The sequence below is a fragment of the Nocardioides sp. genome, from assembly GCF_036274455.1.
Classification (GTDB): Bacteria; Actinomycetota; Actinomycetes; order Propionibacteriales; family Nocardioidaceae; genus Nocardioides.
The window spans coordinates 23817-48859 of sequence record NZ_DASUFR010000149.1 but is presented as its reverse complement, the minus strand read 5'-3'; the positions used below and the strand labels follow the sequence as shown (position 1 = coordinate 48859).

Genomic DNA, 25043 nt, shown 5'->3' with positions numbered 1-25043 from the left:
ACGGCCGGCGATCTCGAACTGCTGCTGACGCTTGACGATCTTGCGGATGTAGGCGGCGTCCTCCTCGCCGAGGTCGGCGACGATCCGCTGGCGGATCGCGTCGAGCTCGGCGCCGAACTCCTCGAGCTGCTCGGGCGTCAGGTTGGGGATCTTCGGGTCGCTGGCTGCGACGGTGGCCTTCTTGGGGGTGCTGGTCTTCATGTTCTCTCCTCAGAGCTCGACGGAGCAGTCGCCCAGGGGCGCGCTCACGCAGATACGGACTTCCTCGTCCGGCAGCGAGGACTCCTCGCCGGTCAGGACGTTGCGGACGGTGCCGTCGGTCTTGGTCTTGGTGCAGGAGAAGCAGATGCCCATCCGGCAGCCGAACTCCGGGGCGAGCCCGGCCGCCTCGGCCTGCTCGAGGATCGGCTCGCCGGAGTTGCGCGTCCTGACTCCGGAGCGGGTGAAGGCGACGTCGCCCTCGGGTGACGTGCCGGACGTGCGCGGCGGCCGGAAGTACTCCACGCGGAGCTGGTCCGAGCCCTCGTACGCCGCGCGCAGCGACTCGATCATCGGAGCCGGCCCGCAGGCCCACGTCGGCACCTCGCGGTAGCCAGGGACGAGCCTCTCGAGGAAGGCCGGGGACAGGTAGGGGTCGCCCAGCCCGGGGTGGAGCAGGTGCAGGTCGATGCCGTGGCCGGAGCGGCGTACCTCCGCGAGCTCGGCGGCGAAGATCTGGTGCTCGGGGCCCCGTGCGTAGTGGACGAAGGTGACCCGGCCGCGGTGGGTGCGCCGCTGCAGCGAGCGCAGCATCGACATGACCGGGGTGATGCCGGAGCCCCCGGAGACGAGCAGCACGTGCTCGGGCACGCGGTCGGGCAGCACGAACTCACCCTCGGCCTGGGAGAGGTGGACCATCGTGCCCGGCGCGGACCTCTCGACCAGGAACCGCGACACGACGCCGGCCGGGTTGGCACGCAGGGTGACCGTGAACCGCTCGCCGGCCCGGGAGTCGGGGCTCGAGATCGTGAAGACACGCGTCGTACGCCGCGACCCGTCGACCTCGACTCCGAGCTGCACGTGCTGGCCGGCCCGGTGGCCCCGCCACGTCGACGTCGGCTCCAGGGTGATCGTGGCGACCGGAGGGTGACCCGGCACGTCGACCTCGCGGTGGACCTCGACGACGCGGGCACGCACCTCGTGGGCGGCCCACATCGGGTTGACCTGCTCGAGATAGCGGTCGACGCGTTGCGGTGAGGTCAGCGCGGCGACCGCTCGGGAGCGGAGGACGGTCCCGGTGAGACCCATCGGACGACTCCTTAATTCGAGTGAACGTCTGTTCACTGAAACTTTGGTACAACCCGACGGGAACGGTCAAGAACCGCTCACCGTGAGCGTGGACACACGTTCACCGACTAGGATGATCAGGTGGTGGACGTGGGCCCGGGGTCGCGGGTCGAGCGCAAGGAGCGCACCCGGCGCGCCATCCTCGATGCGGCACTCCGCCTCTGCGAGGACTCCTCCCTGGTCGCGCTCTCGCTCCGCCAGGTCGCCAAGGAGGTCGGCATCGTGCCGACCGCCTTCTACCGGCACTTCGACTCGATCGAGGCGCTCGGCCTGGCCCTGGTGGACGAGTCCTTCGTCTCCCTGCGGGCGATGCTCCGCGACATCCGCCGCGGCGACCCCTCGACCGGCACACCTTCGCTCGCGAGCATCGTGGACCGCTCCGTCGACACCCTCCAGGAGCACGTCGGTCAGCACCGTGCGCACTTCCAGTTCATCGCGCGCGAGCGGGCCGCGGGGCCACCGTCGGTCCGCGAGGCGATCCGTCACGAGATCGAGCTGTGCGAGCGCGAGCTGTCGACCGACCTCGCCCGGCTGTCCGGCACGGACGCCTGGACCACCGAGGACCTGCGCGTCCTGTCCAACCTGGTCGTCACCGCAATGGTGGCGACGGCCGAACAGCTGATCGTGGCCGCCGGCCGGCCGGGCGCCGAGAAGCAGATCGCGGAGAACGCGCGGACCCAGCTCCGGATGGTCCTCGTCGGCGCGCTCAACTGGCGGTCGCGGAGCTGACCCGCACCGGACATCTGCGGCGGGGCGGTTCCCACGCCCGACGTGCGATGACTACTGTGCCTCCACCCGTATCGCCCGGGGAGCCTGCGCGAGGGGCCGCAGCACCACACTCACCGCCGAGGGAGACGCCATGCCGGAACAGCCAGCCCAGGAGCCGATCGAGCTGAGCGAGCTCGACGGCAGTCTCTCCCGCCGGGCCGTGCTCGGGACGGGCGCGGCCGCCGGCGTGGCGGTCGGCATCGGTGCCTTCGACCCGGCCGACGCACGCCCGGGCGGACCTGACGGTCGCGGCACCACCCTGCAGCGGACCCTGATCAAGGGCGACAAGGGCAAGCACGGCTACCGCAAGATCGTGGTCGGCCCCGGTGAGCCGCACCTGGTCCGCCACGAGCTGATGCGGGGCGTCCGTCGGCCCGGCCGCGCCCGACGCCGCGGCATCCTCGCCATGGGCCAGCTCACCGACATGCACCTGATGGACGCCCAGTCGCCGGCCCGGGTGGAGTTCCTCGACCGGCTCGACGACCCGGGCTCACCGTGGGCCGCCATCCTCCCCTTCCAGGGCGCCTACCGGGCGCAGGACACGCTCACCACCCACGTCGCCGAGGCGACCGTGCGGGCGCTGCGCCGGGTCGGGCGGGGGCCGGTCACCGGGCTGCCGCTTGCGTTCACGATCACGACCGGCGACAACGTCGACAACACCCAGTACAACGAGCTCCGCTGGCAGATCGACCTGCTGGACGGCAAGCGGATCGTGCCCGACTCCGGTGACCTGACGAAGTACGAGGGCGTGGCCGACCAGTCGGCGTACGACGTCCACTACTGGCACCCGGACGGACCGCCGCCGGGCCAGCCGACGGACCTGCGGATCAGCCAGGCCGGGTTCCCGCGCGTCCCCGGGCTGCTGGACGCCTCCCGCCGGCCGTTCGTCGCCAAGGGGCTCGGCATGCCCTGGATGTCCGTCTTCGGCAACCACGACGGGCTGGTCCAGGGCAACGTCCCCTCGAGCCCGCTGGTGGCCCAGGTCGCGACCGGGTCGACGAAGATCATCGACCTGCCCCCGGGCGTCAACATCGGGGAGCTCGCGGCGCAGCTGGTCACCAACGACCCGGCGGGGCTCCAGACGCTCTTCGGCGGGCCGTCACGACAGGTCACCGCCGACCCCAACCGGCGACCGCTCAGCCGAGCCGAGACCATCGCGGAGTACTTCAAGTCGACCGGCAGGCCGCACGGGCACGGCTACACCGCGTGGAACCTCGCGACCGGTAACGCCTACTACGCGTTCGGCAAGGGCCGGGTCCGCGGCATCTCGCTCGACACCGTCAACCCGTTCGGCGGGTCCGAGGGGTCCATCGACGAGGTGCAGTTCGCCTGGCTCACCGAGCAGCTCAAGAAGGGCAGCCGGCACTACCTCGACGAGTCGGGGCACGTCGTCAAGGGCGGGAAGCACGACCGGCTGTTCGTGCTGTTCTCCCACCACACGATCGGCACGATGGACAACGACACCGGCCCGGGCCGGGTGCTCGGACACCAGGTGGCCGAGCTGCTGCTCCGGTTCCCCAACGTCATCCTGTGGGTCAACGGGCACACGCACCGCAACACGGTGACGGCGTACCGGCGGTCCAAGCACGCCAAGGTGCCCGGCGGCTTCTGGGAGATCAACACCGCCTCGCACGTCGACTGGCCCCAGCAGGCCCGGACCGTCGAGCTGGTCGACAACCGCAACGGGACCCTGTCGATCTTCGGCACGATCATCGACCACGCGGCACCGACGTCCTGGGGCAAGCACCCGAGGTCGCCGCTGGAGCTGGCCGCCCTCTCCCGGGAGCTGGGTGCGAACGACTGGCAGGAGAGAGCCAAGTCGCCGCACGGCCAGGACGGGAAGCGCGGACGGGTGGAGGACCGCAACGTCGAGCTGCTGGTGCCCGCACCGTTCAAGCTCTGACCCGGGGCCTCAGCGGGGCCGGATCGTCAGGTCGCTGATCGTGGCGTCCTCGGGCAGGTCGAGGACGTGCAGGATCGCGCCGGCGACGGTTGCCGGGTCGATCCACGCGGTCGCGTCGTACTCCCGGCCCTCCTGCTGGTGCACCTTCTGCTGCATCGGCGTCGAGGTCCGGCCGGGATAGACGGTCGTGACGCGCACGCCGTGCTCCTGCTCCTCGGCGCGCAGCGAGTCGGCGAGCGCGCGCAGGCCGAACTTCGACGCGGCGTACGCCGACCACTGCGGGTGGGCGGCGAGACCGGCGCCGGAGTTGACGAACACGACGGTGCCGCGGGCCGCGCGCAGGGCCGGCAGCGCGACCCGGGTCAGCACCGCGGGCGCGAGCACGTTCACCGCCAGCTGCGCCTGCCACACCTCGGTGCTCAGCGAGCTCACCGGACCCAGCTCGACGGTGCCAGCGGCGTGGACCGCCGAGTCGAGCCGGTCGGGGAGCTGGCTGGCCACGGCCTCGACCGCGGCCGGGTCGGCCAGGTCGGCGACGAGGACCGTGGCGTCCGGCAGGTCCGAGCGCAGGTCGTGGGCACGCTCGGAGGAGCGGGCCAGCAGGACCAGCTCGTCGCCCCGCTCGAGGAGCCGCTCGGCGAGCACCGCGCCGATGCCGGAGCCGGCGCCCGTCAGCAGGTGCGTCGCCATCAGCGGGCACCCTGCCCGAAGGTGAACACGATCTTGCCGAACACCTCGCCCTCCGCCATCGCGGCGAAACCCTCGCGGGCGTCCTCGAACGGGATGGTCCGGTCGATCAGCGGTCGGGTGCCGGTCGAGTCGAGGAACCTCATCAGCGCGGCCAGCTCCTCGCGGGTGCCCATCGTCGAGCCGATCACCGAGAGCTGCAGGAAGAAGGTCCGGGTCAGCTCCGGATCCTCGACGTCGGCACCCGACGTGGTGCCGGAGGTGATGATCCGGCCGCCCGGCCGCAGCGACCGGACCGAGTGCGACCACGTCGCCTTGCCCACCGTCTCGACCACCGCGTCGACCCGCTCCGGCAGCCGGGCGCCACTCTCGAACGCCTCGTGCGCACCCACGCCGACGGCCTTCGCGCGCTTGGCCTCGTCCCGGCTGGTGACCCAGACCCGCAGCCCGGCGGCCCGGCCCAGCACGACCGCGGCCGTGGCCACGCCGCCCCCGGCCCCCTGCACCAGGACGGTCTCCCCCGGCTTCAGCCCGCCGCGGGTGAAGAGCATGCGGTAGGCCGTCAGCCAGGCGGTCGGCAGGCAGGCGGCCTGCTCGAAGGTCAGCGACGCCGGCTTGGGCACCAGGTTGCGCCTCGGCACCGCCACCTTCGCGGCGAAGCTCCCCTGGTGGCGCTCGGAGAGCAGCGACCGCCTGGGGTCGAACGTCTCGTCGCCCTCCCATGCGGGGCTGCTGATGACCGCGTGCACCACGACATCGTTGCCGTCCTCGTCGAGGCCTGCCGCGTCGCAGCCGAGGATCATCGGCAGCTGCTCCTCCTTGAGACCGACCCCGCGCAACGACCACAGGTCGTGGTGGTTGAGCGAGGCCGCCTTCACCTCGACGGTCGTCCAGCCGTCCGGGACCTCGGGATCGGGCCGCTCGCCCACCACCAGCCCCGACAGCGGGTCGTCGGAGCTGAACCTGTCGGCATAGACGGCGAACATGTTCGCCACGCTAGCGAGCGCTCCTCGCGGACCCGAGTGCTACGGGCGGAGCGAGCGTCGTCACGGGGGTGGGCCGAAACTTGGCTCCTATGACTGATCCGTGGGTGGGCGGCCGCGCGCGTAGCAGGCCCGCACCCGCCGCATCTTGGCCAGCCAGGACGCCGAGATGCGGTGCAAGTCCGGTGGACCCGGGCTTTGCCGAGGATCTCCGGCACCAGGTGCCGACTTCCCTCGGCAAACCCCATCAGCGGGGCCGGCCGGGGAATGGTGGTGGTGCCCGCGCTGTGCAACGGCGCGGCGAAGCCCGCCGTTGTGCGCCGTATCACCGGATCGCGCGAGGCTCGCGGTCAAAGGACTGCCCAAGAATCCAGATCGGCGCGCCGCGCAGCGGGCGGCGAAGCGCGGTCCTTCTTACGGCGAGACGCGATCCGGTAGGCGCGCGGGCACCAACGGATGGGTCACAAGAGCCCGAAATTTGCGGGGGTATCAATCCCGGGCGACGCCGTCCTGGCGGGCGGCCTCGGCCACCGCGGACGACACCGACTCGCCGACCCGCGGGTCGAACGGCGAGGGCACGATCATGTCGTCGGCCAGGTCGTCACCGACGAGCCCGGCCAGCGCGGTCGCCGCCGCGATCTTCATCCCCTCGGTGATCGCGGTCGCGTGCACGTCGAGCGCGCCCCGGAAGATCCCGGGGAAGGCGAGCACGTTGTTGATCTGGTTGGGGAAGTCGGAGCGGCCGGTGGCGACGATCCGTGCGTACTTGTGTGCCACGTCGGGGTGCACCTCGGGGACCGGGTTGGCCAGGCCGAAGATGATCGACTCCTCCGCCATCCGGGCCACGTCCTCCTCGGGCACGGTGCCGCCCGAGACGCCGATGTAGACGTCGGCCCCGTCGAGCACGTCGGAGAGCGTCCCACTGCGCCCGGTCTGGTCGGCGGTGAGCGCGGCCAGCCCCCGCTTGACCGGCGTGAGGTCGCCGCGGCCGGAGTGCAGCACGCCCTTGCGGTCGGTCACCGCGAGATCCTTGATCCCGGCCTCGAGCAGGATCCTGGCCACCGCCACCCCGGCCGCGCCCGCGCCCGAGATGACCACGCGCGTCGACTCGGTGCTGCGACCGGTCAGGGTCAGCGCGTTGGTCAGCGCGGCGAGTGCAACGACGGCGGTGCCGTGCTGGTCGTCGTGGAAGACCGGGATGTCGAGCCGCTCCTTGAGCCGGTCCTCGATCTCGAAGCACCGCGGGGCCGAGATGTCCTCGAGGTTGATGCCACCGAACGACGGCGCCAGCCGCGCGACCGTCTCGATGATCTCCTCGACGTCGGTGGTGTCCAGGCAGATCGGTACGGCGTCCACGCCACCGAAGGCCTTGAACAGGACCGCCTTGCCCTCCATCACCGGCATCGCGGCCGCGGGGCCGATGTCGCCGAGGCCCAGGACCGCCGTGCCGTCGGTCACCACCGCAACCGTGTTCGGCACCCACGTGTAGTGGCGGCTCAGCGAAGGGTCCTCGGCGATCGCCTCGCAGACCTGCGCGACGCCGGGCGTGTAGGCCAGCGAGAGGTCGTCGCGGCTGTCCAGCCCGACCGTCGAACGTACCTCCATCTTGCCGCCCAGGTGCAGGTCGAAGACCGGATCGCCAGCGCGCGGATGGGTGGGGTCAGGCACCGTTGGAGTCTGGCACAGCACGTCGGCGCCGAGGCGGCCAGATCCGCCTGACGACCACCGCCACGACGTCCGCGTCCGCGACGGCGCCGAAGGTCCGCGAGTCGGTGCCGGCCGCCGGGTTGTCGCTGAGCAGCCACCAGCCCGGCTCACCGAGGTCCGTCGTACGCCGTTCGGCGGCACGCTTCACCGAGAGCGGACGGCCCGGCGCATGCGCGACGACGAGGTCGCCGGGCACGGGCGGCCGGCGGTAGTCGACGAGCAGCCGGTCGCCCGGTCGCAGCGCCGGCCGCATCGAGTCGCCGGAGACGACCGCGAACCCCCACCGCGGTGTCCGCCTCGGGTCACCGGGTACCGCTCCAGGGCTGCCCGACACGCGGAGTAGTGTCGCAAGCCCACGACGTCAACCACTCCACAGACCCGGAAGGACTGGCATGTTCCGACGACTGTTCGCACCCACCATCGAGGTCTCGGCCCACTGCGACCTGCCGTGCGGCGTCTACGACCCCGCTCAGGCACGTATCGAGGCCCAGTCCGTCCTCGAGATCTGCAAGAAGGTCGCCGACAACGACGACCCCGACTTCCGGGTCCGGGCGCTGATCATCAAGGAGCAGCGCGCCGAGCTGGTCAAGCACCACCTGTGGGTGCTGTGGACCGACTACTTCAAGCCCCCGCACTTCGAGAAGTACCCCGAGCTGCACCAGCTCGTCAACGAGGCCACCAAGCTCGCCGGTGCCAGCGGCGCGAAGGGCTCGCTCGACGCCGGCGTGGCCCAGCAGCTGCTGGACAAGATCGACGAGATCGACCGGATCTTCAAGGAGACCAAGCAGGGCTGACGCGCTGCTTCCTGCCTTCGGGCCCGGCCGTGGATCGGCCGGGCCCGTCGGCGTTTCAGGACCCGCCCCGCGGGCAGGAATCGGCAGACCCTTGTCCGGGTGACCCTGACCGACAGGCCCTTGGCGTTCACCCCCATGGGTGAAATGGGACAGAAATCAAGCTTTCAAGGTTTCTGTCGTTGCGCGCCCTGGGTAGGGGCTTCGGCATGACGATCTCGGCACCAGATGAGACCCCGTCACGGGCGATGCGCCGTGAGGAGACCGCAAGGCTCCTCCAGGAGGCCTCGACCGCGACGGGCAAGCAGCGCGATGAGCTGATCGACCAGGTGATCGTCCTCAACATCGGGGTCGCCCACGCGATCGCGCACCGCTACCGCAACCGGTCGGTCCCCGTCGAGGACCTCGAGCAGGTCGCTTGCATGGCGCTGGTCCGCGCGGCCCAGAAGTTCGATGTCGACCAGAACCGCGACTTCCTCACCTATGCGGTGCCGACCATCTCCGGCGAGATCAAGCGCCACTTCCGCGACCAGGGCTGGACGATCCGGCCGCCGCGCCGGGTCCAGGAGATCCAGTCCAAGGTCATCCACGCCTACCACCGCGGGGAGGAGCACGGCGCTCCCCCGTCGGCCGACCGGATCGCCGCCCAGCTCGACCTCCCGGTCTCCGACGTCTCCGAGGCGCTCCAGGCCGAGGGCTGCTTCCGGCCCGTCTCGCTCGACGTGCCGGTCACCGAGGACGGCCGGCCGGCCATCGACCAGCTGACGTCGGAGGACGACGCGGACGAGCGTGCCCTCGAGGCGCGGCTCCTGGTCGGCCCGGCGCTCCGCCTGCTCAGCGAGCGGGACCGCAAGATCCTGCACATGCGGTTCGTGGAGGATCGCACCCAGCAGGAGATCGGCGACGCGCTCGGGGTGACCCAGATGCAGGCGTCCCGCCTCCTCAAGCGGATCCTCGATCAGCTACGTTCAGAGCTCGGAGCGGATGCGGTTCCGGCCTGACGCATACGACGACCTCCCGTCGGGAACCGTGTCACCGCTGAGGAACGTGGGGATGACACGGGAAGAAGTGGTTGCTGTGGCGCAGCGCCGGGAGCTCGGGCAGCTCATCGACGAGCTCGGGGTCAGGCAGCAGATCGACCCGGACGAAACCGTTTGCGGCGCCGTGGTGCTGCTCACGGTCGAAGAACCGGACGGGCACATCTCGCTGCGCTGCGCGTGGTCGGACGGGATGACCTGGATCGAGCGGATCGGGCTGCTGCGAGCCGCCGAGCGGGCCGAGCTCCCGGCCGACGGCGCCCACGACTGGCGGGTCTGATCCTGCCCGCCCGGGACACTAGGCTCCACTCACGACACCATTCGAAGGGCTGACGAGCATGTCCCCGACCGGACCCGAAGCCGGGTCGAGCGCCGATGTCGAGCTGCGCGTGCCGGCTGACAGCGCCTACGTGTCTGTCCTCCGCACCACCTCGGCCGGGCTCGCGGCGCGCCTCGACTTCACCATCGACGACATCGAGGACCTCCGGATGGCGGTCGGCGAGGCCAGCGCCCTGGTGCTGCCGCAGGCCGAGCCCGGCTCGGACCTGACCTGCGAGTTCTTCATGCGGGCCGGGGAGCTGACCATCCAGGTCAGCGTCCCCTCGCACCAACCGGCGCCGCCCGACGAGGACAGCTTCGCCTGGCAGGTGCTGACCACGCTCGCGACAAAGGCGTCGGCGTCGGCCGACGACCGTCGGTTCACGATCACCTTGTCCATGCGTTCGGCCGTCGAGGAGTCCGACTCCTGACATGACTGGCTGACACATGTCCGGCGACCCGACGATGGACGAGTACGCGGACGCGTCCGGCGGGGTAGAGGTCACCCGGCGGAGGAGCGCCGAGCTGTTCGCACAGCTGCACGACGACTCCGTGCCGGAGACGGCCCGTGACGCCGCCCGCGAGGGGCTGGTGCACCTGCACCTGCCGCTGGTGGAGCACTGCGCACGTCGCTTCCGCAACCGTGGGGAGCCGTTCGAGGACCTCGTCCAGGTCGGCACGATCGGCCTTCTGAAGTCGATCGACCGGTTCGACCTCGACCGCGGCGTCGAGTTCTCGACGTACGCCACCCCGACGATCATCGGCGAGATCAAGCGGTACTTCCGCGACAAGGGCTGGGCGATCCGGGTGCCGCGCCGGCTCCAGGAGCTGCGGATGCAGATCGGCTCCGCCAGCGCCGAGCTGACCCAGTCCCTCGGTCGCTCGCCCACCCCGCGCGAGCTCGCCGAGAGGATCGGCTGCTCGGTCGACGACATCCTCGAGGGGATCGAGTCGAGCAACGCCTACTCGACGCTCTCACTCGACGCGGGCGACAACGACGAGGACGGCGCGTCCCCGATGCTCGACGCGATCGGCGTGGATGATGACAACCTCGAGCACGTCGAGATCCGGGAGTCGATCAAACCGGTGCTCGACCGGCTCGACGCGCGCGAGAAGCGCATCCTCCTGCTGCGGTTCTTCAAGAACATGACCCAGTCGCAGATCGCCGAGGAGATCGGCGTCTCCCAGATGCACGTGAGCCGGCTTCTCTCCAGGACCCTGGAGCACCTGCGCAGCTCGCTGGAGACCGACGACCCGCCCTCCGGATAGCTACTGCTCGGGCTCCTCACCCGCGGCCAGCGCCCGGGTCGAGGCGGGGTGCAGCACGCCCACAAGCACGGCCAGCGAGACCACCAGGATCACCACCGCACCCGCGGTGGTCTCCCCGCCCCAGAAGCTGAACGAGAGCAGGACGCCGATGAGCTGGGTGGCCACCACCGGTCCCCGCGCCCAGGAGCCGACGCGGAACAGCCCCCAAGCACAGAACACCAGCCCGCCGCCCATCCCGACGAAGAACAGCGCGGTGGTGATGGCCAGCGTCGCGCGCCCGGAGTGCAGGTGGGACAGCTCGATGACGGCGAGGACTCCGAGGAGGAGCCCCTCGAGCCCCACCAGCCCCGCGGCCACCACCAGGGGCCACGGTGGCCGGGGTCGGTCGTCGGCTGGCACGGCAGGGAGCCTAGGCTGAGCGTGCGTCGGATCCGGCGTCAGGGCGCTTGTGATCCACGAGACCCGGCTATGCCCTTGTGTAACGGTCCAAATCTCGGCACGCTGGACTGAGCCGGCGGCCATTTCGTCCTGCCGTCCCCGCGCTGTGCCCGCCGCGGGACCCTGTGTGGCACAAAAGGCCCTGTTCCCCCACGACGCCAGACTGTCCGGAAAGAAGGAAACCCCAGCCATGGATTGGCGCCACCGTTCCGCGTGCCTCGACGAGGACCCGGAGCTGTTCTTCCCGATCGGCAACACCGGTCCGGCCATCCTCCAGATCGAGGAGGCCAAGGCGGTGTGCCGGCGCTGCGACGTGCGCGAGCAGTGCCTCCAGTGGGCCCTCGAAGCCGGGCAGGACCACGGTGTCTGGGGTGGCCTCAGCGAGGACGAGCGCCGCGCGCTCAAGCGCCGCACCGCCCGGGCCCGGGTGAGGACCGCCTGACGGCGGTCCTGAGGAACGAGGGACCGCCGTCAGGCGGTCCTCACAGGAGGGGGTCGAGCAGCGCGCGCGGCCGAGCCTGCGAGGCCGCGACCGCGTGTCGAGACACTCCGCAGCATGCGCTGGGACTCGAGCACGTCACACGGGCACGTCTATCTCCGCCCTGGTGCCGCGTCCGGCTGAGGTCGGGCCGAGCGTGAGCCGCCCGCCGAGCTCTGACTCCACGAGCGTGCCGACGATCGAGAGCCCGAGGGTGCTCGACACCTCCACCTCGAAGCCCTCCGGCAGCCCCTGCCCGTCGTCGACGACGGTGAAGACCAGGCGGTCCGGCTTGCGCTCCGCCGTCACCACGATGGTGCCCCCGGACCCGTCGAGCGCCGGATAACCGTGCTCCACGGCGTTCTGCAGCAGCTCGGTCAGCACCATGGCGACGGTGGTCGCGGTCTCGGACGGCAGCTCGCCGAACGAGCCTTCCCGGCGCACCCGGATCCCGCCGCCGACCGACCCGACGTCCGCCACCATGGCCGCAAGCCGGTCGGCGACGTCGTCGAAGGCGACGCTCTCCTCGACCGCCTGGCTGAGGATCTCGTGGACGATCGCGATCGAGCCGACGCGACGTACCGCCTCCTCGAGCGCGGCCTTCGCGTCCTGGCTGTCCATCCGCCGCGCCTGCAGGCGCAGCAGCGCGGCCACGGTCTGGAGGTTGTTCTTCACCCGGTGGTGGATCTCGCGGATGGTGGCGTCCTTGGTCACCAGCTCACGGTCGCGGCGGCGCAGGTCGGTGACGTCGCGGACCAGCACCAGCGCGCCGATCAGCCGGCCGTGCGGCCGCAGCGGGATGGCCCGGACGATGAGCGAGACCGAGTCGGTCCCGATCTCGGCGTCGCGGTTGGTCCGGCCGCCCAGCACCGCGCTCAGCGCCTCCTCGTCCGAGCGGTGCCGGGTCGGCACCAGCTCACGGGTGACCTCGCTGAGCCGCAGCCCGTCGAGGTCGCCGGAGTGGCCCAGCCGGCGGTAGACCGAGAGCGCGTTGGGGCTGGCGTAGACCACCCGGCCCTGCTCGTCGACCCGTAGGAACCCGTCGCCGACCCGCGGCGTGTCCGCGTGGTCGCTGCGCTGGCCGGGCAGCGGGAAGTGCCCGCCGGCGATCATCTGGGTGAGGTCGGCCGCGGTCTGCAGGTAGGACAGCTCCAGCCGGCTCGGGGTGCGGACGCCCAGCAGGTTGGTGTTGCGGCCCACGACCGCGATGACGCGCTGCCCCCGGCGCACCGGGATGGTCTCGGCGCGGACCGGCACGTCGTCGCGCCACTCCGGGTCGCCCTCTCGCACGAGGCGGCCCTCGGCGTAGGCAATGTCGAGGTGGGGGCGCCGCCCGGCGGGGACGAAGGTGCCGACGATGTCGTCGACGTACGCCGTCGGGCCGGTGGTGGGTCGCATCTGGCCACCCGCCCAGAAGCCCGTGCCCTCGCGGTCGGGCAGCCAGAGCACGAGGTCGGCGAAGCTCAGGTCGGCGATGATCTGCCAGTCCGCCTGGAGCAGCTGGAGCCACGCGACGTCATCCGCGTCGAGGTCCGTGTGCGCACGGACCAGCTCGATCAGGGACGCCACGCAGGTCAGCGTAGGGGTGGCGCGGAAACCCGGACGGCATGCATGTTTCGCACGACAAAACAAGACTCCCCTGACCGTCGTGGTGACGGCATGCTTTGGCAGGATGGGTTCCATGCCGGGTCAGTACTGGAAGCAGGTCGTCGCTTCCGGGCTGGAGGTTCCGCAGGACCGGCCCCTCGACGACCTGACGGCCGAGCTGACCCGGATGCTCGGCGACACCGACCCCGAGGCACGCGACGGGACGGCGTACCCGACCCTGGCCACCTGGGTCGAGCGCGGGGTCTACGACGACCTGCTGTCCGGGCTGGGCGACGGGATGGCCGCCGGCCTCGGCGTCGGGCTGGGCGAGCGGGACACGGACTCGGTGTTCCGGCGCAGCTTCTCGGCGCTCATCCTCGGCGAGTGCATCGGCCGCGACAACAAGCGGCCGCTGGTGCCGGGTGCCAAGGTCCTCGAGTGGGGTGACCGGCTCGCCACCTGGCTGCTCCGGGAGCGCGACCTGCGCGGGTTCGTGCCCGGCAAGGGGTGGGCGCACGGCGTCGCCCACGGGGCGGACGCCCTGGCCACGCTGGCCCAGTCGCCACACGTCGCCACCAACGAGCTGACCGTGATCCTCGACGTCATAGCGGACCGCGTGCTGCTCCCGGTCGACCGGCTGTTCTCCAACGGCGAGCCGGACCGGCTGGCCGCCGCCACCATGGCGGTGCTCCGCCGCAACATCGTCTCGCTGCGGGTGCTCGAACCGTGGATCGCCCGGCTGGCCGCGTCGGCCGGCGCCATGGCGTCCTACGACGACCGCGACCCGCACCTCGCGAGCGGCAACGCCCAGGCGTTCCTGCGCGCCCTCTACCTCCAGCTCGCGCTCGGGCCCAACGCTCCCGGGGTCCGCCCCGACCTGGTGCTGGTCCTCGTGGACGCGCTGCGAGCCTCCAACCCGGACTTCCTCCAGGCCAGGCACCCCCGCTGAGGCGGCCCTGACAGAGTTGGCCCCATGACGGAGACCATCGAGGGTCACAGCGGCCGGCTCGCCGTGGCCGTGGCGCAGGCGCACGGCGTCGAGACCATGTTCACCCTGTCCGGCGCGCACGTCTTCCCGATGTACGACGGCGCGGTGCAGGCCGACCCGCCGATGCGGCTGCTCGACGTGCGGCACGAGCAGACCGCGGCGTTCGCGGCCGAGGCGACCGGGAAGCTGACCCGGATCCCGGGTCTCGCCGTGCTCACCGCAGGCCCCGGGGTCACCAACGGCGTGAGCGCGATCGCGCAGGCGCAGTTCGCGGGCTCGCCGATGGTCGTGGTCGGCGGCCGCGCACCGCAGAACCGCTGGGGTAGCGGCAGCCTCCAGGAGCTCGACCAGCCGCCCATCGTCTCCTCGGTGTCCAAGCTGGCCCGCACCATCATGACGGCCGACGGGGTCCTGGCCGGGATGGACGAGGCGTTCGTGGCCGCGCGCAGCCCGCACCGCGGTCCGGCGTTCGTCGACGTCCCCATGGACGAGTTCTTCAACACCGCGTCCGGACCGGCGCCGCAGCCACCCGAGCGGCACCGCCTCGAGCCCGACGGCGACGACGTCGCCGGGGTGGCCGCGCTGCTGGCGCAGGCGCGCCGGCCGGTGCTCGTGCTCGGCACGGACGTGTGGGCCGACGGGGCCGAGGAGGCCGCGTTGAGGTTCGTCCAGGAGCTCGGCATCCCGACGCTCACCAACGGGATGGGCCGTGGGATCGTCCCCGGTGGCCACGAGCTGCTGGTGACCAAGGCGCGCAGCCTCGCGCTGGGCGGTGCCGACCTGGTCGTGGTGGTCGGGACACCGCTGGACTTCCGGCTGGGCTACGGCGTCTTCGGCGGCAAGGAGGAGGGCTCGGTGCCCGCGCGCGTGGTCCACGTGGCGGACTCACCGGGCCAGGTCGCCACCCACGCCGAGCTGGCGGGCTCGGTCTCCGGAGACCTCACCGCGGTCCTCGACGGGCTCCAGGCGACGGTCGAGCGCGGCTCGAAGCCGGATTGGGCGGACTGGCGCTCGACGCTGGCCGACGCCGTGGCCGCTGCGTCGGCCCGCGACGCGGAGCTGCTCGGCGCCGAGGCCGACCCCATCCACCCGGCCCGCATCTACGGCGAGCTGGTGCCGCGGCTGGCCGACGACGCCGTCGTGATCGGCGACGGCGGCGACTTCGTCAGCTTCGCCGGCAAGTACGTCGAGCCGAAGCGGCCCGGCGGCTGGCTCGACCCAGGGCCCTACGGCTGCCTGGGCGCCGGACCGGGCGCAGCGATCGCCGCCCGGCTGGCCCGCCCCTCGTCGCAGGTGGTGCTGCTGCTCGGCGACGGAGCCGCGGGCTTCTCGCTCATGGACGTCGACACGCTGGTCCGGCACGGGCTCCCGGTGGTCATGGTGATGGGCAACAACTCAGCGTGGGCGCTCGAGAAGGGGCCCATGCAGATGCTCTACGGCTACGACGTGATCGCCGACCTGGCGCCCCGGACGCCCTACGACGCGGTCGTCCAGGCGCTCGGCGGCGCCGGTGAGACCGTCACCGATCCGAGGCAGATCGGACCGGCGCTCGACCGGGCCTTCGACAGCGGAGTCCCCTACCTCGTCAACGTCATCACCGACGTCGAGGCCGGCTACCCGCGCTCCACGTTCGGCATCTGAGCGGACCCGCGATGCACCTGCGACGAGCCCGACCCGAGGACTACGAGGCGATCGGTGCCATGACGGTCGCGGCGTACCAGCCGCAGCTCACCGACGCCTCGTCGTCCTACGCCGAGCACCTCGCCAACGCCGAGGCGCGTGATCGCCAGGCCGAGCTGTGGGTCGCGGTCGGCTCCGACGACCACGAGGTGCTGGGCACGGTGACGATCTGCCGCGAGGGCTCGCCCTGGCGGGAGGTCGCGGCCGCCGACGAGGGTGAGTTCCGGATGCTGGCCGTCGCGCCGCAGGCCCAGGGCCAGGGCGTCGGCGAGGCGCTGGTGCGGCACGTGGTCGACCGGTTCCGCGAGGAGGGAGCCACCGCAGTCGTGATGTCGACCAACGCGCACGGCACGGCGCCGGCCCAGCGGCTCTACCAACGGCTCGGCTTCGTCCGCTGCCCCGAGCGGGACTGGTCGCCGATGCCCGGGGTGGAGCTGATCGTCTACCGACTGGACCTGGCGTGAGCTCCTTGAGCTTCACGGTGACCGACGAGGACACCGCGATCGCCGTCGGCTCGGGCTCCTTGCCGGTGCTGGGCACGCCGCGACTGCTCGCGTGGCTCGAGGCGGCCACCTGCGCGGAGATCGAGGCCGCGCTGGGCGCGGGCCAGACCTCGGTCGGCACCCGCGTGCAGCTGGAGCACCTGGTCGCCAGCCCGGTGGGCGCCGTGGTCGAGGTGAGCGCCGAGGCGGCGTACGTCGACGGCCGGCTGCACCGGTTCACGGTCGCCGCCCGGCACACCGCCGACGGCAAGGTCGTGGCGTCGGGCGAGGTGACCCGTGTGGTGGTGGACGCCGAGCGGTTCCTCGCCCGGATTTCTCCGTCGTCCTGACCCCCTGAGAGACTGGACCGATCGATCCAGGAGGTCACGATGAGCAAGACCGGACGCAAGCGCCGCGGCCGCAAGAAGAAGGCCGCCAACCACGGCAAGCGCCCCAACGCCTGACCGGCGTCGCACGCACCGAGCCCCAGCCGTCGGCTGGGGCTCGAGGCGTCTGGGAGACTCGGTGCCGGTGCCCCCTCCCTCATCGCGCCACCCGGCCAGGACGTCAGCGCTGATCGCGGCGCTGGCGCTGAGCGCCGCGCTCTCGTCGTGCTCGGGCACCAGCGGCCCGCCCCGGTCCGACCCGGCACCGGCGACGCCCCCGGTGGCGCCCTCACAGACTCGGGCGACGCCGTCAGCGGTCGCGAAGGTCCACCACGCCGGCCCCGCGCTGCACCGCACCAACGCCTGGCTGGCCGCGATGCGGCAGCGACGCATCGAGGCGCAGAACCCGCTGGCGGGCCGGCCGTGGGGCGTCTACGGGGGCGACGGCGAGATGGCGTGGGCGCCGTACGTGCGGGCCGGCGGGGAGACCAGGGAGCTGCTCGGCAAGATCGCCCTCGCGCCCAAGGCGAAGTGGTTCGGGGGCTGGATCTCCGACGCCGCGATCGCCGACAAGGTTCGTGGCTACATCGCGAGCGCCCAGCAGCAGGCGGGGTCGGCCGACGCACTGGTCCAGATGTCGGTCTTCCGCATGCACCCGTGGGAGGACGAGGCGTGCCACCGGCTTCCCACGGCCGCTGAGAGCGCGTCGTACCGGACCTGGATCGAACGGTTCGCCTCGGCGGTGGGCGACGCCCACGCCGCGATCATCCTCCAGCCCGACGGTCCGTTCGCGCTCTGCGCGCCGCACGGCTCCCACACCCCCTCGGACCTGATCGCCTTCGCCGCCCGGACGCTCTCGGCGCTCCCCCACGCCTCGGTCTACATCGACGTCGGGGCCGCGGACTGGCCGATCGAGTCGCAGGGTGGCGTGGCGGCGGCGACCCGGATCGCGATCCAGGACGGCGTGCGCTACGCGCGTGGGATCGCCCTCAACACGACGCACTACTCCTCGACCGTCGACGAGGTCCAACGCGGCGCCGACGTCGTCCGGGCCCTGGCCGCACAGGGCATCCGGGACAAGCACTTCGTCGTCAACACCTCGTCGAACGGCAAGGGCTTCGTCTTCGGCGACTACCGCGGCCCCGACCCGGACAACGCGCGGGTCTGCGAGAGCCAGCAGGACCCGGGACCCTGTGTGGCGCTGGGCATCCCGCCCACCTACGACTTCGACGACCCGGCATGGGGCCTGCCGCGGCACACCGTCGAGCTGGCCCAGCGCTACGCCGACGCCTTCTTGTGGATCGGCCGGCCCTGGCTCTACGACCAGAAGGAACCGTTCGTCCTGTCCCGCGCGCTGACGCTGGCGCGGGTCAGCCGGTGGTAGCCCGACCAGTCCGCCGGCGCCCGTCAGGCGTCGGTGATGCGGACCTGGACCTCGCGCAGGCGCAGGAGCACCCGCTTGCGGAGCTCCTCGGGCGCCGCCTCGGAGCACGAGCGCGCCACGATGGACTTCACGGTGCGCTGGAGGTCGTACTTCTCCAGGCACGGGTTGCAGGTGTCGAGGTGGGCGCGGACCACGGCGCAGTCCGCGGCGTCGAGCTCGTTGTCGATGAAGTAGACGATCTGCTCCAGGAAGTCGGCGCAGTCACTCGCGGACGGCTCGACGGGGTGTTCGTGGGGCTGGTTCACGAGTCCCCCCCTTCACTTCCGGGCAGGCGTCCGGCCGGGAGCAGGTCGTTGGCGCGCACGTAGTCGGACAGCATGTCACGAAGCTGGCGCCGGCCACGGTGGAGCCGAGACATCACCGTGCCGATCGGGGTGTCCATGATCTCTGCGATCTCCTTGTAGGCGAAGCCCTCAACATCGGCGAGGTAGACCGCGAGCCGGAACTCCTCCGGCAACCGCTGGAGGGCGTCCTTGACCTGGGAGTCGGGCAGGTGCTCCAGCGCCTCCATCTCCGCTGACTTGAGCCCGGACGAGGCGTGCGACTCGGCCCGGGCGAGCTGCCAGTCCTCGACGTCCTCGGACATCGACTGCTGCGGCTGACGCTGCTTCTTGCGGTAGTTGTTGATGAAGGTGTTGGTGAGGATCCGGTAGAGCCAGGCCTTGAGGTTGGTGCCCGGCCGGAACTGGTGGAACGAGGAGAACGCCTTGGCGAACGTCTCCTGCACGAGGTCCTCGGCGTCCGCCGGGTTGCGGGTCATCCGCATCGCTGCGGAGTAGAGCTGGTCGAGGTACTGCAGCGCGTCGCGCTCGAAGCGGATCGCCCGCTCCTCGTCGGTCTCGGTGGCGACGTCGAGCTCCGACAGGTCGTCGGGCGCCTGCAGGTCAGGTGTGTCTGTCATCGCCTCCCAGCCTACGCGGGTCGAGGGAGGCTCCAGGACCGCGATCACGACTGGTCCAACAGCCGGGTGACCGACGTCATTCCCGGGATCCGGCCACCTCTCGCACCAGCCACTCGAGCGTCGACTCCACGACGATCTCCATCGCCTCGGCCTCGCTGAGCCCGGCGGACTTCGGGACCCGTAGCCCGTGGTCGGCGCCGGGGATCACCGCGAGGTCGACGTGGTCGAGGTCGCCGGGGAACTCCTCGGGGCGGCCCATGGGGTCCTGCTCGCCCTGGATGACGAGGGTCGGTACGCCGCTGCCGCGCAGCTCCTCCAGCCGCGACTTCTCCGGGCGACCGGGCGGGTGCAGCGGGAAGGACAGGCACAGGCAGCCCACCGCGCCCAGCCCGGACGCCGAGCGCGCCGCGGAGCGCGCACCCGCGGAGCGGCCGCCCACGACCAGGGGTGCCCGGAACCGCAGCGCCCGGGCGGCCGCGACCAGGGCGGCGTCGAGCGTCGGCGGTGGGGTGGCGACCCGGCGGCCGGCCACCTTCCATGGCTGCTCCAGCAGGACGACGTGCGCCCCCTGGCCCGGCAGCTGCCTGGCGAGGGCCTGCAGGTCGCGGGCGCCGGTCCCCCCACCGGCGCCGTGGCTGAGCAGCAGCGTGACGAACGGTGACCTGGCGCGGAACGTCTCCAGCCGGGCCTCGCCGTGCGGGGTGTCGAGGCTGCGGATCTGACTCATGCGGGTCTGGCTCATGGCCGCGTCACGACAGCTCCAGCGGCTCGACGAGCTCGGGGCCGTTGTTCTTGACGGCGTTGACGGCGAGCGAGACCGGGTAGGCCTCGAGCCGCCCCGGCGCGGCCGGCACCAGCAGGTCGAGCACCGACTCCTTCTCGGTCCGCGGGTCGAGCCATGCGGCCCAGTGGTCGTGCTCGACCATGAGCGGCATCCGGTCGTGGATCTTGCCGAGGTCGTCCGGCGCGTCGGTGGTGATGACCGTGCAGGTCCACAGGAACCGGTCGTCGGCGTCGTCGTCCTTGCTCGGGTCGCGCCAGATCTCGTAGAGACCGGCCATGGCGAGGGTGCTCCCGTCCTTGGGGTGGATGAAGAACGGCTGCTTCTTCGGCTTCCCCGCTTTCGTCTTCTCGTCGGTGGGGTACCACTCGAAGTAGCCGTCCGCCGGCAGCAGGCACCGCCGCGAGGCCAGCGCTCGGCGGTAGGCGGGCTTCTCGGCCACGGTCTCCATCCGGGCGTTGATCATCCGGTTGCCGATCTTGGGGTCCTTGGCCCACGACGGGACCAGCCCCCACTTCAGGGTCCGAAGCTGGCGGGCGGGCGGCTCCTCGGAGTCCTTCGACGGCGGCCGCTCGACGACCGCGTAGACCTCCTTGGTCGGAGCCACGTTGTAGTCGGGCGCGAGCGGCTCGGGGACCTTGTTCTCGACGACCTCGAACTCCTCGATGAGGTCCTCGGGGCGCCGGCTGGAGGCGTAGCGGCCGCACATGCGCCCAGCCTAGAGGCGCGGGCTGACAGGCCGGGCGCCTTGCTGGGCCTGACGTGTTTGACTGGGCCATGGCCATCAGCAGACTCTTCGCGCGTCCGATGCTCGCCTCGATGTTCATCCAGGGTGGGATCGACTCGGTGCGCAATGCGCAGCAGAAGGCCGCAGCCGCCCAGCCGGTGACCGAGCGGCTGGTGCCGATGCTGCAGCGCGTCGTGCCGCAGCTTCCGTCCGACCCGGCGACCCTCGTCCGGCTCAACGGTGCCGTGCAGGTCGCCGCCGGCCTCGCGCTGGCCACCGGGAAGGCGCCCCGCACGTCGGCAGTGGTGCTGGCGGCGAGCCTGGTCCCGACCACCGCCGCGGGCCACCGGTTCTGGGAGAAGCAGGACCCGGCCGAGCGCGCCCAGCAGCGGGTGCACTTCTTCAAGAACGTCTCGATGCTCGGCGGCCTCCTGATCGCAGCCGGCGACACCGAGGGCCGGCCGGGCGTGGCCTGGCGGGCCCGCCGGGCCGCGCGCGACGCACGCCGCGAGGCCCGTCAGCTGGCCCGCGGCGGCCGTCGCGAGATGAAGCTGGCGCGCGCGAGGCTCACCTGAGTGGCAGCGACATCAGGGCCGCCCTGGCCCGCTCCGAGAGCGACCGGTCCGGTCGACGCCGCCGTGTCGCTGCCCGGCAGCAAGTCGCTCACCAACCGGGCGCTGCTCCTGGCCGCGCTGGCCGACGGCCCCTCCGTCGTACGCCGCGCGCTCCGTTCCCGTGACACGCTCCTGATGGCGGCGGCCCTGACCGCCCTGGGCTCCACCGTCGAGACCGGCGGCGAGGACTGGGCGGTCACACCAGGACGGTTCGACCGGGACGCGGAGGTCGACTGCGGGCTGGCCGGGACGGTGATGCGGTTCGTCCCGCCGGCCGCCGGGCTGTCTCGCGGCACGGTCTCCTTCGACGGCGACCCGCACATGCGCACCCGGCCGATCGGCGAGGTGCTGGGCGCGCTGCGCACGCTCGGCGTCGACGTGTCCGAGGGTGACTCGCTGCCGTTCGAGATCCGCGGGACCGGGTCGGTGCGCGGCGGTCGGGTGGTGATCGACGCGTCGGCCTCGTCGCAGTTCGTGTCGGCACTGCTGCTGGCCGGCGCGCGCTACGACGAAGGCGTCGACGTCCGCCACGACGGCAAGCCGGTCCCCTCGCTGCCGCACATCGACATGACCGTCGCGATGCTGCGCGAGCACGGCGTGGAGGTGGACGACACCACGGCAAACCGCTGGTCCGTGGCGCCCGGCGTGGTCAAGCCGGTGGACCACCTCATCGAGCCCGACCTCTCAAACGCGGCGCCGTTCCTCGCGCTCGCCGCGGTGACCGGCGGCCGGGTCACCGTCCGCGACTGGCCCGCCTCGACCACCCAGGCCGGCGACGGGCTGCGCGACATCCTCGAACAGCTCGGCTGCTCGGTCGTCCTCGACGACGAGGGCCTCACTGTCACCGGGCCGGAGCGGCTCGAGGGGATCGACGTCGACCTGCACGACCACGGCGAACTCACCCCCGCGGTCGCCGCCCTGTGTGCACTCGCGTCCGGCCCGAGCCACCTGCGGGGCGTGGGGCACATCCGCGGCCACGAGACCGACCGGTTGGCCGCGCTCGCCACCGAGCTGGGCGGCCTGGGCGCGGAGGTGAGCGAGCACGCCGACGGGCTGTCGTTCCGGCCGGCTCCCCTGCACGGCGGGGTCTTCCACACCTACGCCGACCACCGGATGGCGCACGCCGGTGTGATCGTCGGTGCCGCGGTCGACGGCGTCCTCGTCGAGAACGTCGAGACGACCGGCAAGACCTTCCCGGACTTCGCGGGCTTCTGGTCGGGGCTCTTCAGGCCGCCCACTCCCGGGACGGAACGCTGATGCCCACGGGCAGGTACTCCGACCAGGACGTCGAGCACTACGACCGTCCGCGGCGACGGACCCGGCCCCGGACCAAGGAGCGCCCGACCTACGCGGACGCGGCGGACGGCGTGGTGGTCACCGTGGACCGCGGGCGGTTCACGCTGCTCGTCGACGACCGGCTCGTCTATGCGATGAAGGCGCGGCCTCTCGGACGTCGCGGCGTCGTGGTCGGCGACCGGGTCAAGGTCGACGGCGACGTCTCCGGCGACGAGGGCACGCTCGCCCGGATCGTCGAGGTGCAGGAGCGGACGACGGTCCTGCGCCGCACCGCGGACGACGACGACCCGGTCGAGCGGGTGGTCGTGGCCAACGCCGACCAGCTGGTCGTCGTGGTCGCCGTCGCGGACCCCGAGCCGCAGCCGCGGCTGCTCGACCGCGCGCTCGTCGCCGCGTACGACGCCCACATGGCGCCGCTGCTGTGCCTGACCAAGTCCGACCTGGCCTCGCCCGAGCCGCTGCTGGCGACCTACCGGTCGCTGGGCGTGCCGTGGGTGGTCACCTACCGCGGCGGCGACCTCTCGGAGCTCGAGGCACGTCTCGCCGGCCGGACGTCGGTGCTGCTGGGGTCCAGCGGGGTCGGGAAGTCGACGCTTGTCAACGCGCTGGTCCCCGACGCCGACCGCGAGGTCGGCCACGTCAACGCCGTGACCGGCCGCGGCCGGCACACCTCGACATCGGCCTACCTGCTGGCGCTGCCCGGAGCCGACGGGGGCTGGATCATCGACACACCGGGGATCCGGTCGTTCGGGCTCGCCCACGTCCAGCCGGAGGACCTCATCGAGGCCTTCCCCGACCTCGATGAGATGACCGAGGACTGCCCGCGCGGCTGCACGCACGGCGCCGACGAGCCGGAGTGCGGGCTCGACGAGGCGGTCGCCAACGGCGAGGCGGACCCCGACCGGGTGGCGTCGTTCCGGCGGCTGCTGGCCGCTCGCAGCGAGCCGGCGTACTGAGTCGCTCAGCTGCCCCAGACGGCGCGGGCGCCGGCGTCGCCGGTGAGGATGGTCCACACCAGGGTGAGCACGGCACCGATGGCGACCAGCGCCGACAGCACGGCGCGGGTCGGTCCGGTCCGGTCGTGCAGCCACGTGGCGGCGATGGTGACCACGGCGAACCCGGTAGTGATCCAGCGCAGCGTCTTGGCGTAGCTCTGGTGGGTGTGGATCCGGTCCAGGGCCTCGCCCGAGAAGTGCTCGAATCGGCTGCTGGAGAAGAAGTTGTTGCCGGTGAAGTAGGCGGCCCAGATCGCGCCGGTCCCGATGAGGACCACGACCAGCGTGACCCACCGGAGCTGGTCGCGACGCTTCGCCCACCCGACGTAGAGCAGTGCGGAGAGAGCGGCCAGGGGCCCGAACACCACCGCGGCGTGGACCACGAGGGGATGGAGCGGGACTCCGTTTATCTCCCACATGCCTTCACTCACGTCCTCCCGCGCCCGGTGGTTCATCGCAGCATAGGGGCAGGCCGCGCCTGCGCTGCGGCAGACGCCGCGCGGCATAGGGTGAGGGCGTGGCGGACTACACCGACGACCTCCGCCTGGCGCACGTCCTGGCCGACGACGCCGACTCACTGACCACCGCGCGGTTCAAGGCCATCGACCTGCACGTGATGTCGAAGCCGGACCTGACGCCGGTCACCGACGCCGACCAGGCGGTCGAGGAGAGCATCAGGCGCACCCTGTCGCGGGTGCGCTCCCGCGACGCGGTGACGGGTGAGGAGCAGGGCTCGACCGGCCACAGCCAGCGGCGCTGGATCGTGGACCCGATCGACGGCACCAAGAACTTCGTGCGCGGCGTACCCGTCTGGGCCACGCTCATCGCGCTGGCCGTCGACGACGAGGTGGTGCTGAGCGTGGTCTCCGCGCCGGCCCTGCAGCGGCGGTGGTGGGCGTCGTCCGGGGCCGGCACGTGGACGGGCCGCTCGCTGCTCAAGGCCACCCAGTGCCACGTGTCCGACGTCCGCCGCCTCGAGGACGCCTCGCTGTCGTACTCGTCGCTGCACGGCTGGGAGGAGCGCGGCCAGGGCGACGACTTCGTCGCGCTGATGCGCCGGTGCTGGCGGTCCCGCGCCTACGGCGACTTCTGGTCCTACATGCTGCTCGCCGAGGGCGCCGTGGACATCGCCACCGAGCCGGAGCTCGCGCTGCACGACATGGCCGCGCTCGACGTCATCGTCCGGGAGGCCGGCGGCACCTTCACCTCGCTGGCCGGGGAGGACGGTCCGTGGGGCGGAAACGCGCTGGCCACCAACGGCCACCTGCACGACGCGGTGCTGTCGTTCCTGGGATCGGTCGACGACGACGGCGACCCGGACTGGCAGCCGTCCGGCCCGGGGTCGGTGTCCGAGCTTCGGCCGCGCGGGCCGCGCGATCCCGAGTCCTGAAACGATCCCCTGTTCACCGCCCCGTCCGCTCGCTACCGTCGAGTCTCCAACCGCCCCGGGAGGTCGC

General features: G+C 72.0%; 30 protein-coding genes and 1 pseudogene. 18 read left to right on the top strand and 13 right to left on the bottom strand.

Annotated elements, in window-relative coordinates:
• Together VFV89_RS14875 and VFV89_RS14870 are read right to left on the bottom strand one after the other, a co-directional pair.
• A pseudogene (locus VFV89_RS14875) lies at nt 1-201 on the bottom strand (hypothetical protein); the annotation flags it as partial.
• Between the two features lie 9 nt (nt 202-210).
• Nucleotides 211-1287 (bottom strand): ferredoxin reductase, encoded by a 1077-nt coding sequence (locus VFV89_RS14870; protein ID WP_329706731.1) that lies wholly within the window; start codon nt 1285-1287, stop codon nt 211-213.
• Between the two features lie 120 nt (nt 1288-1407).
• Here VFV89_RS14870 and VFV89_RS14865 point away from each other — a divergent pair, with 120 nt between their 5' ends.
• Entirely contained in the window at nt 1408-2055 is a 648-nt protein-coding gene (locus VFV89_RS14865) for a TetR family transcriptional regulator (protein ID WP_329706730.1), read from the top strand.
• A gap of 130 nt (nt 2056-2185) precedes the next feature.
• Nucleotides 2186-3997, top strand: coding sequence for a TIGR03767 family metallophosphoesterase (locus VFV89_RS14860; protein ID WP_329706729.1), 1812 nt, complete (start codon nt 2186-2188; stop codon nt 3995-3997).
• Between the two features lie 9 nt (nt 3998-4006).
• Here the strand turns inward: VFV89_RS14860 and VFV89_RS14855 are convergent, their stop codons facing one another.
• The 4 genes from VFV89_RS14855 to VFV89_RS14840 form a co-directional block, all read right to left on the bottom strand.
• Nucleotides 4007-4687 carry an SDR family oxidoreductase gene (locus tag VFV89_RS14855; protein ID WP_329706728.1) on the bottom strand — a complete coding sequence of 227 codons (681 nt, stop codon included), beginning with the start codon at nt 4685-4687 and terminating at the stop codon, nt 4007-4009.
• Nucleotides 4687-5670 (bottom strand): zinc-binding dehydrogenase, encoded by a 984-nt coding sequence (locus VFV89_RS14850; protein WP_329706727.1) that lies wholly within the window; start codon nt 5668-5670, stop codon nt 4687-4689. The genes VFV89_RS14855 and VFV89_RS14850 overlap by 1 nt, the downstream gene beginning before the upstream one ends.
• Before the next feature lie 486 nt (nt 5671-6156).
• Nucleotides 6157-7272, bottom strand: coding sequence for an NADP-dependent malic enzyme (locus tag VFV89_RS14845; RefSeq protein WP_329706734.1), 1116 nt, complete (start codon nt 7270-7272; stop codon nt 6157-6159).
• A 55-nt stretch (nt 7273-7327) separates the two neighbouring features.
• The gene (locus tag VFV89_RS14840; RefSeq protein ID WP_329706726.1) at nt 7328-7708 is read right to left on the bottom strand and encodes a S24/S26 family peptidase; all 381 of its coding nucleotides are present in this window, start codon (nt 7706-7708) and stop codon (nt 7328-7330) included.
• A 58-nt stretch (nt 7709-7766) separates the two neighbouring features.
• Between VFV89_RS14840 and sodN the strand changes: the two genes are divergently transcribed.
• From sodN to VFV89_RS14815, 5 genes are all read left to right on the top strand, one after another.
• Nucleotides 7767-8168, top strand: a complete 402-nt coding sequence (gene sodN, locus VFV89_RS14835; RefSeq protein WP_329706725.1) for a superoxide dismutase, Ni — start codon at nt 7767-7769, stop codon at nt 8166-8168.
• Between the two features lie 206 nt (nt 8169-8374).
• Nucleotides 8375-9166, top strand: a complete 792-nt coding sequence (locus VFV89_RS14830; RefSeq protein WP_329706724.1) for a sigma-70 family RNA polymerase sigma factor — start codon at nt 8375-8377, stop codon at nt 9164-9166.
• Between the two features lie 52 nt (nt 9167-9218).
• Nucleotides 9219-9482 (top strand): hypothetical protein, encoded by a 264-nt coding sequence (locus VFV89_RS14825; RefSeq protein ID WP_329706723.1) that lies wholly within the window; start codon nt 9219-9221, stop codon nt 9480-9482.
• 58 nt (nt 9483-9540) lie between these two features.
• Nucleotides 9541-9951, top strand: a complete 411-nt coding sequence (locus VFV89_RS14820; protein WP_329706722.1) for an anti-sigma factor — start codon at nt 9541-9543, stop codon at nt 9949-9951.
• A gap of 16 nt (nt 9952-9967) precedes the next feature.
• Nucleotides 9968-10789, top strand: coding sequence for an RNA polymerase sigma factor SigF (locus VFV89_RS14815; protein ID WP_329706721.1), 822 nt, complete (start codon nt 9968-9970; stop codon nt 10787-10789).
• Here VFV89_RS14815 and VFV89_RS14810 read toward each other — a convergent pair whose 3' ends face one another.
• Nucleotides 10790-11188, bottom strand: a complete 399-nt coding sequence (locus VFV89_RS14810) for a hypothetical protein (RefSeq protein WP_329706720.1) — start codon at nt 11186-11188, stop codon at nt 10790-10792.
• 229 nt (nt 11189-11417) lie between these two features.
• On the opposite strand from VFV89_RS14810, the gene VFV89_RS14805 reads away from it, so the two are divergent.
• Nucleotides 11418-11669 (top strand): WhiB family transcriptional regulator, encoded by a 252-nt coding sequence (locus VFV89_RS14805; RefSeq protein WP_329706719.1) that lies wholly within the window; start codon nt 11418-11420, stop codon nt 11667-11669.
• Between the two features lie 135 nt (nt 11670-11804).
• Here the strand turns inward: VFV89_RS14805 and VFV89_RS14800 are convergent, their stop codons facing one another.
• On the bottom strand, nt 11805-13274 hold the full coding sequence (locus VFV89_RS14800) for a sensor histidine kinase (protein WP_329706718.1): 1470 nt from the start codon (nt 13272-13274) through the stop codon (nt 11805-11807).
• A gap of 112 nt (nt 13275-13386) precedes the next feature.
• On the opposite strand from VFV89_RS14800, the gene VFV89_RS14795 reads away from it, so the two are divergent.
• The 6 genes from VFV89_RS14795 to VFV89_RS14775 all read left to right on the top strand — a co-directional run bounded on the left by VFV89_RS14795 (nt 13387) and on the right by VFV89_RS14775 (nt 18212).
• On the top strand, nt 13387-14241 hold the full coding sequence (locus VFV89_RS14795; protein WP_329706717.1) for a DUF2785 domain-containing protein: 855 nt from the start codon (nt 13387-13389) through the stop codon (nt 14239-14241).
• Nucleotides 14242-14265: 24 nt separating this feature from the next.
• Nucleotides 14266-15921 carry an acetolactate synthase gene (locus VFV89_RS14790; protein WP_329706716.1) on the top strand — a complete coding sequence of 552 codons (1656 nt, stop codon included), beginning with the start codon at nt 14266-14268 and terminating at the stop codon, nt 15919-15921.
• An 11-nt stretch (nt 15922-15932) separates the two neighbouring features.
• Nucleotides 15933-16424 (top strand): GNAT family N-acetyltransferase, encoded by a 492-nt coding sequence (locus VFV89_RS14785; protein WP_329706715.1) that lies wholly within the window; start codon nt 15933-15935, stop codon nt 16422-16424.
• The gene (locus VFV89_RS14780) at nt 16421-16792 is read left to right on the top strand and encodes a thioesterase family protein (RefSeq protein WP_329706714.1); all 372 of its coding nucleotides are present in this window, start codon (nt 16421-16423) and stop codon (nt 16790-16792) included. The genes VFV89_RS14785 and VFV89_RS14780 overlap by 4 nt, the downstream gene beginning before the upstream one ends.
• Before the next feature lie 39 nt (nt 16793-16831).
• The gene (locus tag VFV89_RS24865; protein ID WP_414690392.1) at nt 16832-16906 is read left to right on the top strand and encodes a 50S ribosomal protein bL37; all 75 of its coding nucleotides are present in this window, start codon (nt 16832-16834) and stop codon (nt 16904-16906) included.
• A 67-nt stretch (nt 16907-16973) separates the two neighbouring features.
• On the top strand, nt 16974-18212 hold the full coding sequence (locus VFV89_RS14775; RefSeq protein WP_329706713.1) for a glycoside hydrolase family 6 protein: 1239 nt from the start codon (nt 16974-16976) through the stop codon (nt 18210-18212).
• Nucleotides 18213-18235: 23 nt separating this feature from the next.
• Here VFV89_RS14775 and rsrA read toward each other — a convergent pair whose 3' ends face one another.
• The 4 genes from rsrA to VFV89_RS14755 all read right to left on the bottom strand — a co-directional run bounded on the left by rsrA (nt 18236) and on the right by VFV89_RS14755 (nt 20663).
• Nucleotides 18236-18517 carry a mycothiol system anti-sigma-R factor gene (gene rsrA / locus VFV89_RS14770; protein WP_329706712.1) on the bottom strand — a complete coding sequence of 94 codons (282 nt, stop codon included), beginning with the start codon at nt 18515-18517 and terminating at the stop codon, nt 18236-18238.
• Nucleotides 18514-19173: a sigma-70 family RNA polymerase sigma factor gene (locus VFV89_RS14765; protein WP_329706711.1), complete on the bottom strand. Its 660-nt coding sequence runs from the start codon at nt 19171-19173 to the stop codon at nt 18514-18516. The genes rsrA and VFV89_RS14765 overlap by 4 nt, the downstream gene beginning before the upstream one ends.
• A 76-nt stretch (nt 19174-19249) precedes the next feature.
• On the bottom strand, nt 19250-19900 hold the full coding sequence (locus tag VFV89_RS14760) for an alpha/beta family hydrolase (RefSeq protein ID WP_329706710.1): 651 nt from the start codon (nt 19898-19900) through the stop codon (nt 19250-19252).
• A 22-nt stretch (nt 19901-19922) separates the two neighbouring features.
• On the bottom strand, nt 19923-20663 hold the full coding sequence (locus tag VFV89_RS14755) for an SOS response-associated peptidase (protein ID WP_329706709.1): 741 nt from the start codon (nt 20661-20663) through the stop codon (nt 19923-19925).
• A 68-nt stretch (nt 20664-20731) separates the two neighbouring features.
• Between VFV89_RS14755 and VFV89_RS14750 the strand changes: the two genes are divergently transcribed.
• The 3 genes from VFV89_RS14750 to rsgA are packed head-to-tail and all read left to right on the top strand — an operon-like array spanning nt 20732 to nt 23547.
• Complete coding sequence (locus tag VFV89_RS14750) at nt 20732-21256, top strand: DoxX family protein (protein ID WP_329706708.1); 525 nt, start codon at nt 20732-20734, stop codon at nt 21254-21256.
• Entirely contained in the window at nt 21257-22552 is a 1296-nt protein-coding gene (gene aroA, locus VFV89_RS14745; RefSeq protein WP_329706707.1) for a 3-phosphoshikimate 1-carboxyvinyltransferase, read from the top strand. It abuts the gene before it with no gap.
• On the top strand, nt 22552-23547 hold the full coding sequence (gene rsgA, locus VFV89_RS14740) for a ribosome small subunit-dependent GTPase A (protein ID WP_329706706.1): 996 nt from the start codon (nt 22552-22554) through the stop codon (nt 23545-23547). Before aroA ends, rsgA begins: the two co-directional genes overlap by 1 nt.
• Nucleotides 23548-23552: 5 nt before the next feature.
• Here rsgA and VFV89_RS14735 read toward each other — a convergent pair whose 3' ends face one another.
• Nucleotides 23553-24005, bottom strand: coding sequence for a DUF2231 domain-containing protein (locus VFV89_RS14735; RefSeq protein WP_329706705.1), 453 nt, complete (start codon nt 24003-24005; stop codon nt 23553-23555).
• Between the two features lie 98 nt (nt 24006-24103).
• Here VFV89_RS14735 and VFV89_RS14730 point away from each other — a divergent pair, with 98 nt between their 5' ends.
• Nucleotides 24104-24976 (top strand): inositol monophosphatase family protein, encoded by an 873-nt coding sequence (locus VFV89_RS14730; protein ID WP_329706704.1) that lies wholly within the window; start codon nt 24104-24106, stop codon nt 24974-24976.
• The last annotated feature ends 67 nt before the right edge of the window (nt 24977-25043 follow it).